Here is a 12859-nt window from a genome sequence, read left to right on the forward strand (position 1 = left end):
TGCAACTGTCCCACTTTATAAGCAACAAACGCGCCAAATTTGTAAAGCAATCACTATTCTGACTAAAATAGCTCCCAATGGTAAGGCTTTAAAACAACCCCCTACTTATTTTGAACGGAAAATAAGTCCGAGTTCTCCCTTATTCTGAAAAAAATAACTATAGACAGATCTGTGGATATAACAGCTGATAATAGTCTGAATCATTATTACACTTATTCAGTGACCTTCTATGAAATTACTACCCAAGCAACTTGTCTTAATTTCTGAAATTGATACCCCTCTCCACCTTCATGGCTTAACCGATGAACCAGATCTGACGATAAATAGAAATTGGCATATTTGTTGTAGTTAATAATAACAGAACCAGAAGGGTTCTAAGTTAAGGTCAGCAATAAGTTTGACCAATGAATTTTAAATGTGAACCTGTCGAACCGATTTTTTTATAGAGGTTATAATATCTCCAAATACATATCCAACATCATGATTGCATCAAAAAATACTGTTGAAACAAACAATACATTACTGAAAGACATAGAAAAATCTTTTGCAAGCCTCTTGATGCAAGATATCTTCCAGAAGGTGTTGCAGCTAGCTAAACTCGACACAAATGTGTTTATAATTGGAGAAATTGGATCCGGCAAGAAAAAAATTGCAGAAATTATTCATCAAAATAGTACGCGTTCTGCTAAACCTTTTTACTCATTCTACTGTATAGACATAAACGAAGATACTTACAAAGACACCTTCTGGGGACATCTACACTTTGAGCAAAATCAACTTACGTTAAAGTATGAGGCACTGGAACAAACGGAAGGCGGAATCTTATATTTAGATCAGTTCTCAGAACTATCCCCACAATATATGCTCAACATTATTACATCTTTAGATAAAGGAATGCATCAACTATATCGCTCGGAAGGTTCCTCAAAACCACGAATGCTACTTTCTTTTAATCAAGAATCATATCAAGATCTAATCAATTCATCTGTATGGGGTACGCTGCTTACCCAGTTAAATCCCGTAGTAATTATGCTCCCCCCTCTTCGAGAACGAAAGGAAGATATCCCTATACTGATAAATAATTTTCTGAAAGAGTTTAAAGAGCTTAACAAAGACTATCGAAATTTAAAGATGTCTCCACAAGCTATGTATGACTGTTTCAATTATAGTTGGCCGGGTAACATCCGTCAGCTTAAAAATGCCATCTTGCAAGGTGCCATACTTTCACTTGGGAAAACAATAAAATCGGAACACCTGCCATTTACTATGAGTTGGAATCTCCCCTACAAGCTGGACAACAGTAAAAAGTAATAAAGTAAATCATTTGTGATTTTATAATCACAAATACTGCTTTACTTAAGGTAAATAACCCAGGTAAAAAACCCATTAAGAAGTACTTTTTTGCTCTTCTTTTTCAGCCTCATACTTAGTCAACTTATTGTGCAACGTTTTTCTGCTGAATCCAAGAATCTTGGCTGCCTCAGTTTTATTATTATCAACTGAACTAAGCGTTTGGTCAATAACCCTTCGTTCAATTTCCTCAATACTTGTTCCAATGGGAATTTGAATAATTTTGTCATAGGGATTGCCTTTACATACCGGATAAAGATTTTCTCCTCGATGAATTCGCGATGGAATAACGTCTGGAGTAATTGCCCCACCATCAGAAAGTACCACGCTACGCTCGACAATATTTTTCAGCTCGCGCACATTTCCGGGCCAGTCATAGGATAAAAACATCTCCATAATTTCTTCTGAAAACTCAATATCCTCAATACCATAAGTGTCTACGAAGTGATTTTTATAGAACTCTACTAATAACGGGATATCTTCTTTACGATGTCTAAGCGGAGGCACATATAATTCAATGACATTCAATCGATAAAAAAGATCTTCTCGAAAACTACCGGATTGTACTTGGTCAAAAAGAACCTTATTTGTTGCTGATATCAGGCTAATATCAACATCAATTTCTTCCTTGCCACCAACTCGTCTGAATGATCCCAACTCAACAGCTCGCAATAACTTTACTTGGACCGATTTGGGCATCTCCCCAATTTCATCCAAAAAAAGGGTACTCTTATGTGCCATTTCAAAACATCCTTCCTTTTTGGCATGTGCTCCTGTAAAAGCCCCCTTCTCATGGCCAAACAATTCACTTTCAACCAACTCTGATGGAATAGCACCACAATTTATAGCTACTAATTTATTTTGACTCCTTTTGCTATGGTAATGAACTAATTGAGCTAAGACTTCCTTACCCGTTCCGTTTTCCCCAGTTATTAAAAGAGTGGCTTTGGTTTTAGCTACCAACATTACCTTAGACAACAACTCCTTCATAATCGGGTTTTGCGTAATAAAAACGGGTTTCTTTACCCCCTTCTTATTTATACCATTGTTATCTTGTGAGTTTTCTTCCATAATGTATCCCTCTCTCTTTAATCATACTGTTTATTTCAGTTTTAGCTTACTTTTTTAAAAGCCAACCCAAATATTTCCGAACACTATTACAATAACTCCTTTAAATTCAGGTAATTAAAAATCTATTATTATTTTTCTCCAATCCCAGTTAAAATTTCCTAATTTTTTTGTGGGGGATTCCTCTATTGAGAAGTTTTTTAAAATGATTTCTTTTAATCTCTTTTATTCTAATAAGAAATGACATAGATAAATTATTAAGCAACAAACTTTAGATTAGCTTTTGGCAAACTAACTATAGAAACTGTTAAACCAAAGTTAATCCTTAAGCACTTTCAATGCTTTGCGAGCGGCTTGCTGTTCAGCTTCTTTTTTGCTCTTACCTTTGCCTTGTGCCATAGGCTTTTCATCAACATATACTTCAACTCCAAACGTCTTGTCATGTCCCGGCCCCTCTTCTGATATAACGGTGTAGGTAGGAATTTCCATCTGCTCGGCCTGAGCAAACTCAAGTAACAAACTTTTATAGTTATCAAGCATATTTACGATTTGGTCAAAATCGACGTATTGCTCAATAACATTTCGCACAAATTTTGAGGTAGGTTCATAACCTAGATCAAGATATAAAGCTCCTACAAGTGCTTCAAAAAGATCAGATAAAACACTTTTAGACTCTTCAATACCTTGTCCACGGACTCTTTCCCCCAACAGCATAAGATTATTGAGTTCCAACTCATCGGCATACATTGCCAGGGTATTTCCTTTAACAAGTTTAGCTCGTAATTTCGTTAAGAAACCTTCATTTTCGTTGGGAAAAAGATCAAAGATAATTTCAGTGACGATCAGATCGAGAACGGCATCTCCCAAAAATTCGAGACGTTCATAAGAATCAATGGAGGAAAATTGATCGTCAGCTAACGTGGAGCGATGCCGAAGTGCACGGATATAGATAAAGGGATTATCAATAGTAGTGCCGATAATCCCTTCGAGCTTCTGTATTCGTTTTTCCTGCTCAGGCGGCAATTCTTCGTCTGTTTGAAAATATGACCTGAGTTTGTCAAACATTCACTGTTTACTCTTCGAACTTTTTAAAGACGAGTGTGGTATTATGACCGCCAAAACCAAATGCATTATTCAAGGCATATTTAACATCCCGCACTTCTGCCTCGTTAAAGGTGTAATTTAGATCACACTCCGGATCGGGTGTTTCAAAATTAATGGTTGGCGGAATCATTCCATGATAGGTCGACAACAAAGTAGCTAACGCCTCAATTGCTCCCGCAGCGCCAAGGGCATGTCCGGTCATCGACTTCGTGGAATTATGGTTTATTTCATGCGCATGATCTCCAAACACCTTTTTAATCGAATTGGTCTCGGCAATATCGCCAAGCGGCGTAGAAGTGCCATGCATATTGATGTGGTCTACATCTTCAGTTGAAATGCCTGCAGAGTCAAGTGCTCTGTTAAGAGCTAAAATTACTCCCTCTCCATCAGGATCGGGGGCCGTAATATGGTGGGCATCAGCAGAAAAACCATATCCTACAATTTCTCCGTATATTTGTGCTCCCCGTTCTTTTGCATGCTCATATTCCTCCAGAAAGAGAATCCCCGATCCTTCTCCAAGCACAAAGCCGTCCCGATTCTTATCGAATGGGCGAGAGGCAGATTTCGGGTCATCATTACGGGTAGACATCGCTTTCATGGAGTTAAAGCCCGCTACACCAATACGTGATACAGGAGCTTCTGAACCTCCGGATACAGCCATGTCGCTTTGGCCGTTTTTAATGGAATCGTAAGCCAGAGCAATATTATGAGAACCGGTAGCACATGCTGATACAGCACAAAAATTGGGGCCTTTAAATCCATATTTGATGGAAATTTGTCCCGCTACCATATCGGGTATTAATTTGGGGATAAAAAATGGAGATACACCCCGTGGTCCATGTTCATGAAATGAAATGGACTGCTCATAAAAGGTATTCATACCTCCTATTCCCGTTCCAACAATTACGGCCACATCATCTTTATTAACTTCATCCAAATCGAGACCGGTATCCTGAATCGCTTCTTCAGCCGCAATCAACGCATACTGGCAAACCTTGTCCAGTCGGCGCGCTTCTTTACGTTCGAAGTAATCCAGTTCATCATAGTCTTCAATTTGTGCGGCAAATTTGGTCGGAAAATCAGAAGTATCAAAATGCTCAATAGGCTGAGCACCACTCTTACCCGATATTAGGCCATTCCAGAAATCAGGTGCCGTCTTACCTACGGGGGTAAGGGCACCGATTCCGGTAATTACAACTCTGCGATTAGACATGCTAAAAAGTTTAGCGCTTAAGAATGTTAGCTTACTTTCTCTTCGAGATAGTCAACAGCATTACCAACAGTAGCAATGTTTTCTGCATCTTCATCAGGAATACTGATATCAAATTCTTTTTCGAACTCCATAATGAGTTCAACGGTATCTAATGAATCAGCACCTAAATCGTTGGTAAAGTTCGCTTCGTGCGTAACTTCTGATTCATCAACACCTAATTTATCAACAATGATTGATTTTACTTTTGATTCAACGTCTTGAGACATAACGGTAATTTAACTTATGTTCGGGTTAACTTTAATGAAATCTGCCCACTTTCGTTAAGCATGGGCTGAAAATACAATATAAATTCGTAAAATACATTTTTATGGACTAAGGACATTCAGCATTACATGCTGAATGTTAAAATAAGGGCTTACATAGCCATTCCGCCATCCACACGTACTGTTTCTCCGGTAATGTAAGAACTAAGGTCAGAAGCTAAAAATAGTACAGTATTGGCAACTTCTTCTGCGTCGCCGGCACGTGCCATGGGGGTTTCTTCTTCAATTGCTTCTAAAATTTTCTCGTCAAGTTCATCAGTCATTTCTGTTGTAATATATCCCGGAGCAACAACATTTGCCCGTATATTTCTTGAAGCAAATTCCTTCGCGTATGATTTCGTAAATCCAATAATTCCTGCTTTCGAGGCCGCATAATTACTTTGTCCGGCATTTCCCGAGAGACCCACTACTGAACTGATGTTTATGATAGAACCGCCTCGATTTCGCATCATAGGCTTGGCAACAGCCTTACTATAATTAAAAATACTTTTCAGGTTTGTATCAATAACTTGATCCCACTGTTCTTCACTCATTCGCAAGATCAAATTATCACGCGTAATACCTGCATTGTTGACCAGGATGTCCAGTTTTTTCCAATCATTGACTACCTCATCGATGACTGCCTGAGCCTTATCAAGCTTTACAGCATCAGCCTGAATAGCTTTAGACTTACATCCTTTAGCTTCAATCTCTTCCTTGACTTCATTTGCTGCATCTACCGAACTGGCGAAAGTGATGGCGACATCGACTCCATAATCGGCCAATGTCAAGGCGATAGCTCTACCAATTCCACGGCTTCCTCCTGTAACTAATGCTGTCTTTCCTTCTAATGATAAACTCATGATCTAATAATTTTATTGATAACCATTTATTTCAACATCATCCAATGTTCGCTTAACAAGACCCTGTAAAACTTTGCCGGGTCCTACCTCAACAAATGATTCCGCCCCATTCTCATGCATATTCTGGAGGGTCTGTGTCCATCGCACAGGATTCAGCAACTGATTTAAAACATTCGATCGAATTGCTTCGGGATCTGTTGTAGGTTCTGCCGTGTAATTGCTATAAATGGGACATTCGGGTTTAGAAATATCCAATGTCTCCAAACTTTCTTTTAGCCCATCATAAGCCGGTTGCATCAGCGAAGAATGGAAAGCCCCGCTTACAGGAAGCTTCTTTGCCAGGCGACACCCTTCTTCTTTTAACAGCTCAATCGCTTTATCTATGGCATCTTCATCCCCGGAAATCACCAATTGTCCCGGACAATTATAGTTGGCAGCAATAACTTCTTGCCCAACGTTTTCGGTTGCCTGCTTACAAATTTTTTCCACTATCTCATCATCCATTCCGATGACAGCCGCCATGGTACCGGGATTATTTTCACCAGCCTCTTGCATCAGCTCACCGCGGCGGCGCACGATTTTCAGAGCATCTTCAAAAGCTACTGCTCCACAGGCAACAAGTGCGGAAAATTCTCCGAGACTATGTCCGGCAACCATATCAGGAGTAGCGTCCAGCGTATTAAACAAAGCTATGGAATGCACAAAGATAGCGGGCTGGGTAAATTCTGTTTGCTTCAGTTTTTCCTCGGGACCTTCAAACATGATCTGTTTGAGATCGAAGCCAAGAACATCATTGGCTCGATTTATGTAGGAAGCAAATTCCTCATTTTCATCATAATGAGATTTCCCCATTCCAACAGATTGTGAACCCTGTCCGGGAAACAAATATGCAGTACTCATAACTTATTTCCACCCCCATTTAAGATAGATTGATCCCCACGTATAACCTCCGCCAAATGCTGCGAGGATCAAATTATCACCATGTTCTAATTTATCTTTCCAGTCATATAAACAAAGCGGTATGGTTGCGGCCGTTGTATTTCCATATTTATCGATATTCACCATCACTTTGTCGCTGTCAAGTCCCATACGATTTGCAGTTGCATCAATAATACGCAAATTAGCCTGATGCGGAACCAGCCAGGCTACATCATCGGCCGTAAGATCATTCTTGTCCATAATTTCCGCACTTACATCAGCCATTCCAACAGTCGCTTTCTTAAATACCGTACGTCCGTCTTGCTTAGCATAATGCAGTCTGTCAGCTACCGTTTGTTCACTAGCCGGCTTCAAACTTCCACCTGCCGGTTGATATAAGGATAATTTCGTATCCCCTTCAGATCGATGGATGTAATCAATAATCCCTGTTTCATCTTCTGAAGCTTCGAGCAAAACGGCCCCTGCTCCATCACCAAACAGAATACAGGTAGAACGATCAGTATAATCGACAATCGAGCTCATCTTGTCGGCGCCAATCACCAATACTTTTTCAGCCCGACCTGATTCAATAAAATTAGCCCCTGTAGTAAGAGCATATAAAAAACCTGAGCAAGCAGCAGACAAGTCAAAAGCATAGGCATTGCTAGCCCCAATCTCATTCTGAACCAAACAAGCGGTGGCCGGAAAAAGATAATCAGGGGTTACAGTTGCTACGATGATAGTATCAATCTCATCGCCCGAAATACCCCGTTGCGCAAGGACTTCTTTGGCTGCCTCTGCCCCCATAAAGGCGGTGGCTTTATCATCGTCTTCGAGAATACGCCGTTCTTCAATACCGGTTCTGGTTCGAATCCATTCATCATTTGTCTCTACCATTTCTTCGAGATCGGCATTGGTCAGCCGATTTTCGGGCAGATAATGTCCTACTGCTGTTATCGCTGCTCGTGTTGATTCCGCCATGTATGGGGTAATTTATTTAAGAGATGCTACAATTTTTTCGTTGATATTGTGGTCCACACATTTTGCGGCACTCAATATCATATTTTTTATCGCCAATGGGGAACTGCTTCCGTGTCCAACCATAGTTAGTCCATCAACACCTAAGAAAGGAACACCACCAACTTTATCGGGATCAAACTCTGCAAGTGATGTTTTTAGTACTTTGCCGACCAATTTTGCTTCCTTGGCCCCGAGCCCTAAATCTTTGATTCCCTTTTTTATGAATAATTCAAGGGCATCAGGAATGGATTCCCCAAATTTGAGAACAATATTTCCTACCAATCCGTCACATAAAAAGACGTCAGCCTTTCCGCTGAAAATATCACCACCCTCCAGGTTACCAATAAAATTGGATAGCGACTGTAGTTCATCGTAAGCATTTTTCAGGTTTTCTGTCCCTTTTTCTTCTTCTTCGCCTACATTAAGCAGACCAATTTGAGGATTATCCACGTCCATAATCTCTTCTGCAAAAACACGACCCATTTTCGCAAACTCAACAAACATCGATGGACGTACTTCCAGATTTGCTCCGGCATCCATCACCAGCCTGGGGCCTTTTATTGTTGGATAAATTGCTGCAATTGTAGGTCGACTTACCCCTTCTAACTTCCCTAACAGAAAAGTAGAAGCAGCAAGCAGTGCTCCTGTGTTTCCGGCACTAAGAAATGCATCGCACTTCCCTTTCTTGTGCATTCCAACACCGGTAACGATGGAGGATTTTTGCTTGGTTTTTACGGCTTGAGCAGGTGACTCATCCATCCCAATAACCTCGGGAGCATGATGAACTAACAATCTTTCCTGATCGTAGTCATGCCCATTGAGTTCATTATTTATTATGTCTTCCGGTCCAACGAGAACAACCGTTAGATTGGGATCTTCTTCAATAGCCTGTATTGAACCTTCGACCGGACTTTCTGGGTAGTAGTCGCCCCCTGCGGCATCTACAGCAATGATCATGAATAAGAGATTAGGATAAAATTACTTGTTCACATCGATGATCTGTCGGCCGCGATAATAGCCGCATTCTTTGCAAATATGGTGATAACGATGCAGTGCACCACAATTATCGCATTCAGCCAGGGCTGGCTCACCAATTTTATGGTGTGAGCGACGTTTGTTAGTTCGTGACTTAGAATGTTGACGTTTTGGATGTGCCATTAGCTAATAATGATATTTCTGTTAATTCTTAAGTTCTTTCAATTTTTCCCACCGAGGATCTACCACCTCGGCGTCTGTATCTTCTTTAGTGTCTCCGAAAGATTTTGTTTCAAACTCTTTTGGCCTTCCCTCTTCATCAAGAAACTTCGGATGTAACTTCTTAATAGGGATATTCAAAAATATGGTATCACGGACTTCATCTTCGATACTCAGTGTATTGCTGGAAAAATTAAATCTCCGAACAGCACCGTTTTCATCTTCTTTTTCTTCCTGAACATCTACCTTGAATACTACTTCATAATCTGATTCAATGGGCTGGATGTATGGTTCAAGCGATCGATCGCACACAATTTCCACATCCGAATCTACATGAAAGTTTACCCTGATAAAATGTAACGTACGGTAAAAAAGAAGATCAACCGTCCCGCCCTTAAATGTGTAAGGCGATAGATCCAAATCCTCTTTGGTTAATTCTACCGTGCGCCGACTCTCGCCGTCGGGTATTTCTACTATGTTAAATTCAAGTTTTGACATATCCGTAATAGTTCCCAAAAATATGAATATTTGGATTTACCTGCAATCAATTAAACAACCCAAATAACCGCTGCTCAACGAGTTCAATAATGCGCCCCAAATCCTCTTTGTTATTGACAAAATCCAGATCATCAGTGTCAATAATCAGCTTCTCATGGGGATAACGCTGAATCCAATCTTCATATAATCGGTTTAGACGCTCAAGGTATTCGATACGGATCGTGTTTTCGTAATCCCTACCTCGCTGCTGGATTTGCTGGACGAGAGTGGGAACCTGCGCGCGAATATAGATGAGTAAATTGGGTTCTTGAAGGTAGTTTGTCATCTCCCTGAAGAGGGCCTCGTAATTCTCAAAGTCTCGGTCACTCATTAATCCCATTTCATGCAGGTTTTTAGCAAAGATCTCGACATCTTCGTAAATCGTGCGATCTTGCACAAAACGACCTTCGCGCTCCAGCATTTCTTTTTGATGGCGAAATCGGCTTGACAAGAAATATATTTGCAGGTTAAAACTCCAGCGACGCATATCTTCATAAAAATCGGATAGGTATGGATTGTCATCTACTGATTCGTAAAAGGGCTCCCATCCAAAATGCTTCGCCAGCAACTCTGTCAACGAAGATTTGCCCGCACCAATGTTACCTGCAATTGAAATGAATTTAAGATTATCCTCTTCTGCATCGCCAAGTTGTTCTGTAATATTATCCGACATTCCCTAATGTTTTCCCAATAATTGATACATTTCTCTTTTATAGTCTTCCACGCCAGGCTGGTTAAAGGGATTAACCTCTAAGCAATAGCAATACACAGCCGTCAACTGTTCGTAAAAATAGATAAATTCACCAACATGTTGAGCATTCAATTTATCCAGAGAAACAACAATGCTGGGAACCCCACCATTTGTATGTGCCTGTAGCGTTCCCTTAAACGCTTGGGTATTTATTTCATGAAATGTTCGTCCCGATAAATAATTAAGCCCGTCATGATTTCCCGGCAGCTCCTCTATTGTGATATTTTTATCCGCTGATTTAACTCTGATAAATGTCTCCATCATGTTACGAGTCCCCTGCTGTATAAACTGTCCAATGCTATGCAGGTCAGTAGAATAAATAGCCGTAGCAGGGAACATGCCCTTCCCTTGCTTGCCCTCACTTTCGCCCAACAACTGTTGCAGCCATCCACCCAATGCTTCTAATTGAGGATCAAAAGCAGTTAAAATATCTAGGGTTTTACCCTGATTGAAGAGTGCAAATTTGGTTGCCGCATAATCAAGAACTTGCTCGGGATCTTCTTCCAACTCTTCATATTTTGATACGGCTTCATAAAAAAGCGTCCTGATGTCAATACCAGCCACAGCAATAGGAAATAACCCTACCGGAGTTAATACAGAAAAACGACCGCCGACATCATCAGGAATGATAAATTTTTTGTACCCGTGTTGACCAATCAACTCATTAAGAGCTCCACCCTCGCTACTTGTTGTGCAGATGATCCGTTCATCGACATCTTCGGGAAATTGTTTAGTCATCCATTTTCGTAGAACGCGGAAGGACAGGGCTGTCTCAAGGGTGGTCCCCGATTTGGAAATCACATTTAAGAACACACTTTTGGGTTCATCATCATTCTTCGGTTCATTCAGGTAGGCAATCAGATCCTTTAAATATTTTCCACTCATATGGTGACCGGCATAGATAATCTCCGGACCATCAGTTCCAAAAAAAGAACTTAATGCTTCAACAACAGCACGAGCTCCTAAATAAGAGCCACCAATTCCACATACAATAAAGACATCAGCTTGAGCACGAATACTGGCTGCCAAACTATCTATCTGTTCGAGTATAGCATCATTGGGATCTGCAAGTAGATCTCGCCATCCCAACCATTCGGATCCCTCGCCACTGCCCTTTTGTACCTTTTTATAAGCATTTTCAGCCTTTTCATATGCATGGCTGAATTCATCTTCAGACAAAAACTGTTTTGCCCGATTCGTTTTAATCTCAATCATTATACGTTGTTATTAGGTGGTCTGCTAAATATGTGTTAACTGCTCGGAATAAACTAAATAATTTGATGGAATATAAAACCTGATTAATTGCTAAAATTCAAGTTATAATTACATTTACATATTTTGTACAGCTAACCTAAAATTCACTATTATTTAAAATAATTTTAGCTAAAATTGAATGTGGAGAAGCTCATCCCAGACAGCTATATTAGGTCTAATTCGCTGCAGGCTTTTAGATGGATAGAACCAGCATCATTTTAAAAATTTCAAGCCTTCTACCTTTAGGTAAATGATTGATACTGAACTAAAAGAAGTCACAAAATTTAAGAGTACGGATAAAAAAACGCTGAAAGAGATTACCGATCCTGTTTCAGCTAGTTTATCCGAGTTTCGCAACTTTTACAAAGATGAGCTCCGTACCGATGTATTTCTTCTTGATAAAATTGTTCAGTATCTATTGCGACAAAAAGGGAAAGAAATTCGTCCCACCCTGGTATTTATGTCCGCCAGGCTCTTTGGGGATGTCAACGAACGCAGCTACGTGGCTGCAACAATGATTGAGTTGCTCCACACTGCTACCCTTATCCACGATGATGTGGTAGATGATGCGGAAGTTCGTCGCGGATTTCTAAGTATCAATAAGGTTTGGAAAAATAAGGCCAGCGTTCTTCTTGGGGATTTTCTGCTCTCAAAAGGATTGCTAACGGCCTTGGAGTATGAGGAGTTCAAGCTGTTAAAAGTACTTTCTGATGCCGTCAAAAAAATGAGTGAAGGTGAATTGCGACAGTTTAAAGCTGCCCGACTCTTTAACATGGACGAGGAGTATTACTTTAAGGTAATCTCTGAAAAAACAGCCAGCCTTATTGCAGCTTGTTGTGAGTGTGGCGCTGTATCTACCTCCGACGATCCGGCCATTCATCAAAAAATGCATGAGATCGGAATGAATACCGGCATTGCCTTTCAAATTCGGGATGACCTCTTCGACTACGGCGTCGATGATATCGGCAAACCTAAACGAAATGATATACAGGAACGAAAGGTTACCCTCCCTTTTATCAAAGCTCTCGATAACGCCTCTTTTTTTGAAACGATCCGTATGCGTCATCTGATGCGAAAACGTAAGAAAAGTAATGATGAAATCGAGGAGATTGTTCGTTTTGTGCACGAAAAAGGTGGAATAACCTACGCCCGTTCCATCATGAATGAGTACGCGCAGCGAGCACTTGAAGAACTTTCAACGCTGCCCGAATCACCGGAAAGAACATCGTTTGAAGATCTTATTACGTTTATTATCGAGCGGAAGAAATAATCGCTTCAGTTAATA

Annotated in this window: 14 protein-coding genes; 2 read left to right on the forward strand and 12 right to left on the reverse strand. The window is 40.4% G+C overall.

The features are described from left to right. The first annotated feature begins 480 nt into the window (after positions 1 to 480). Entirely contained in the window at positions 481 to 1311 is an 831-nt protein-coding gene (locus ACT3IB_RS14125; RefSeq protein ID WP_491539673.1) for a sigma-54-dependent transcriptional regulator, read from the forward strand. Between the two features lie 75 nt (positions 1312 to 1386). Here the strand turns inward: ACT3IB_RS14125 and ACT3IB_RS14130 are convergent, their stop codons facing one another. From ACT3IB_RS14130 to ACT3IB_RS14185, 12 genes are all read right to left on the reverse strand, one after another. Continuing rightward, the gene (locus ACT3IB_RS14130) at positions 1387 to 2421 is read right to left on the reverse strand and encodes a sigma-54 interaction domain-containing protein (RefSeq protein WP_491539674.1); all 1035 of its coding nucleotides are present in this window, start codon (positions 2419 to 2421) and stop codon (positions 1387 to 1389) included. A gap of 315 nt (positions 2422 to 2736) precedes the next feature. After that, positions 2737 to 3483: a ribonuclease III gene (gene rnc / locus ACT3IB_RS14135; RefSeq protein WP_491539675.1), complete on the reverse strand. Its 747-nt coding sequence runs from the start codon at positions 3481 to 3483 to the stop codon at positions 2737 to 2739. Between the two features lie 7 nt (positions 3484 to 3490). Continuing rightward, positions 3491 to 4735, reverse strand: a complete 1245-nt coding sequence (gene fabF / locus ACT3IB_RS14140; protein WP_491539676.1) for a beta-ketoacyl-ACP synthase II — start codon at positions 4733 to 4735, stop codon at positions 3491 to 3493. 26 nt (positions 4736 to 4761) lie between these two features. Continuing rightward, complete coding sequence (locus ACT3IB_RS14145; RefSeq protein ID WP_441000190.1) at positions 4762 to 5001, reverse strand: acyl carrier protein; 240 nt, start codon at positions 4999 to 5001, stop codon at positions 4762 to 4764. A gap of 149 nt (positions 5002 to 5150) precedes the next feature. After that, complete coding sequence (gene fabG, locus ACT3IB_RS14150) at positions 5151 to 5900, reverse strand: 3-oxoacyl-[acyl-carrier-protein] reductase (protein WP_491539677.1); 750 nt, start codon at positions 5898 to 5900, stop codon at positions 5151 to 5153. A 12-nt stretch (positions 5901 to 5912) separates the two neighbouring features. Then, positions 5913 to 6800: an ACP S-malonyltransferase gene (fabD, locus tag ACT3IB_RS14155; RefSeq protein WP_491539678.1), complete on the reverse strand. Its 888-nt coding sequence runs from the start codon at positions 6798 to 6800 to the stop codon at positions 5913 to 5915. 3 nt (positions 6801 to 6803) lie between these two features. After that, positions 6804 to 7799, reverse strand: coding sequence for a beta-ketoacyl-ACP synthase III (locus ACT3IB_RS14160; protein WP_491539679.1), 996 nt, complete (start codon positions 7797 to 7799; stop codon positions 6804 to 6806). Positions 7800 to 7811: 12 nt separating this feature from the next. Beyond that, a complete protein-coding gene (gene plsX, locus ACT3IB_RS14165) occupies positions 7812 to 8795 on the reverse strand; it encodes a phosphate acyltransferase PlsX (protein ID WP_491539680.1) in 984 nt (327 codons plus the stop codon). 21 nt (positions 8796 to 8816) lie between these two features. Further along, positions 8817 to 8996 carry a 50S ribosomal protein L32 gene (gene rpmF / locus ACT3IB_RS14170; RefSeq protein ID WP_491539681.1) on the reverse strand — a complete coding sequence of 60 codons (180 nt, stop codon included), beginning with the start codon at positions 8994 to 8996 and terminating at the stop codon, positions 8817 to 8819. A gap of 21 nt (positions 8997 to 9017) precedes the next feature. Then, a complete protein-coding gene (locus tag ACT3IB_RS14175) occupies positions 9018 to 9530 on the reverse strand; it encodes a YceD family protein (RefSeq protein ID WP_491539682.1) in 513 nt (170 codons plus the stop codon). 46 nt (positions 9531 to 9576) lie between these two features. Then, positions 9577 to 10242, reverse strand: a complete 666-nt coding sequence (locus tag ACT3IB_RS14180) for a deoxynucleoside kinase (protein WP_491539683.1) — start codon at positions 10240 to 10242, stop codon at positions 9577 to 9579. Positions 10243 to 10245: 3 nt separating this feature from the next. Then, positions 10246 to 11535 carry a glucose-6-phosphate isomerase gene (locus tag ACT3IB_RS14185; protein ID WP_491539684.1) on the reverse strand — a complete coding sequence of 430 codons (1290 nt, stop codon included), beginning with the start codon at positions 11533 to 11535 and terminating at the stop codon, positions 10246 to 10248. A 289-nt stretch (positions 11536 to 11824) separates the two neighbouring features. Here ACT3IB_RS14185 and ACT3IB_RS14190 point away from each other — a divergent pair, with 289 nt between their 5' ends. Beyond that, the gene (locus ACT3IB_RS14190; protein ID WP_491539685.1) at positions 11825 to 12844 is read left to right on the forward strand and encodes a polyprenyl synthetase family protein; all 1020 of its coding nucleotides are present in this window, start codon (positions 11825 to 11827) and stop codon (positions 12842 to 12844) included. Positions 12845 to 12859: the final 15 nt, after the last annotated feature.

The organism is Fodinibius sp. GM21 (assembly GCF_058386955.1).

Coding starts and splice junctions, on each gene's coding strand:
- fabD (WP_491539678.1), bottom strand. CDS start 6,800: ATGAGTACTGCATATTTGTTTCCCGGACAGGGTTCACAATCTGTTGGA.
- fabF (WP_491539676.1), bottom strand. CDS start 4,735: ATGTCTAATCGCAGAGTTGTAATTACCGGAATCGGTGCCCTTACCCCC.
- ACT3IB_RS14160 (WP_491539679.1), bottom strand. CDS start 7,799: ATGGCGGAATCAACACGAGCAGCGATAACAGCAGTAGGACATTATCTG.
- ACT3IB_RS14180 (WP_491539683.1), bottom strand. CDS start 10,242: ATGTCGGATAATATTACAGAACAACTTGGCGATGCAGAAGAGGATAAT.
- ACT3IB_RS14125 (WP_491539673.1), top strand. CDS start 481: ATGATTGCATCAAAAAATACTGTTGAAACAAACAATACATTACTGAAA.
- ACT3IB_RS14175 (WP_491539682.1), bottom strand. CDS start 9,530: ATGTCAAAACTTGAATTTAACATAGTAGAAATACCCGACGGCGAGAGT.
- fabG (WP_491539677.1), bottom strand. CDS start 5,900: ATGAGTTTATCATTAGAAGGAAAGACAGCATTAGTTACAGGAGGAAGC.
- ACT3IB_RS14145 (WP_441000190.1), bottom strand. CDS start 5,001: ATGTCTCAAGACGTTGAATCAAAAGTAAAATCAATCATTGTTGATAAA.
- ACT3IB_RS14130 (WP_491539674.1), bottom strand. CDS start 2,421: ATGGAAGAAAACTCACAAGATAACAATGGTATAAATAAGAAGGGGGTA.
- rpmF (WP_491539681.1), bottom strand. CDS start 8,996: ATGGCACATCCAAAACGTCAACATTCTAAGTCACGAACTAACAAACGT.
- ACT3IB_RS14190 (WP_491539685.1), top strand. CDS start 11,825: ATGATTGATACTGAACTAAAAGAAGTCACAAAATTTAAGAGTACGGAT.
- rnc (WP_491539675.1), bottom strand. CDS start 3,483: ATGTTTGACAAACTCAGGTCATATTTTCAAACAGACGAAGAATTGCCG.
- ACT3IB_RS14185 (WP_491539684.1), bottom strand. CDS start 11,535: ATGATTGAGATTAAAACGAATCGGGCAAAACAGTTTTTGTCTGAAGAT.
- plsX (WP_491539680.1), bottom strand. CDS start 8,795: ATGATCATTGCTGTAGATGCCGCAGGGGGCGACTACTACCCAGAAAGT.